This is a genomic window from Sporomusa sp., assembly GCF_057736855.1.
This window is the reverse complement of record NZ_JBYKYF010000391.1, coordinates 1,553-2,405: the sequence shown is the minus strand read 5'-3', so window position 1 is coordinate 2,405 and position 853 is coordinate 1,553. Positions and strand designations below refer to the sequence as shown.

The following is an 853-nucleotide window of genomic DNA, read 5'->3' as shown; positions in this document are numbered from 1 at the left end:
CTGGCAAAGTCGTTACAACACCGACAACCGATAAATCCTATTGGGATAACAAGCTTGATGATATATTGACATCACGTCTGTGGGGCTATCCCATTATGCTGATACTCCTTAGCGCAGTCTTTTGGATAACCATTGAAGGGGCTAATATTCCCTCAGAAATGCTTGCCACGGTACTGTTCGGCTTCCAGGATCAGTTGACTGTCTGGTTTCAGGCAGCAGGCGCGCCTGATTGGCTGCATGGAGTGTTGGTTCTCGGACTCTATCGAGCTCTGGCTTGGGTTGTTTCGGTAATGCTTCCGCCAATGGCTATCTTTTTCCCGTTATTTACACTATTGGAGGATTTGGGGTATCTTCCGCGGGTAGCCTTTAACCTGGATAATCTATTTAAAAAGTGCAAGGCTTGTGGCAAACAAATTCTTACCATGTGCATGGGGTTTGGTTGTAATGCCGCAGGGATAGTTTCATGCCGAATTATTGATTCTCCCCGGGAACGGCTCATCGCCATTTTGACCAACAACTTTGTCCCTTGCAACGGCCGGTTTCCCACTCTGATTGCCATTGCCACCATTTTTGTCGGCGGGACTTTGGCCCCGCAATATGAAACAGCCATTGTTACTGTCTTTATGGCTGGTATGGTTATGCTCGGAATTGCAATTACCTTTGTCGTATCCTGGATTTTGTCGCAAACGATTTTAAAAGGGGAAGCTTCGTCTATGGTTTTAGAACTTCCTCCTTACCGCAAACCCCAAATTGGCGCAGTGATTTACCGCTCTATGCTTGATCGTACGTTTTTCGTATTGAGACGGGCGGTCTTGATGGCAGATCAGGCAGGTCCCATCACCTGGATTCTTGC

General features: G+C 47.2%; 1 protein-coding gene. It reads left to right on the top strand.

Annotation, left to right across the window (positions count from 1 at the left end; all coding sequences use genetic code 11):
- The coding region (locus AC29Z1_RS16670) for a nucleoside recognition domain-containing protein (RefSeq protein WP_488272575.1) at positions 1-853 on the top strand (853 nt) is incomplete at both ends.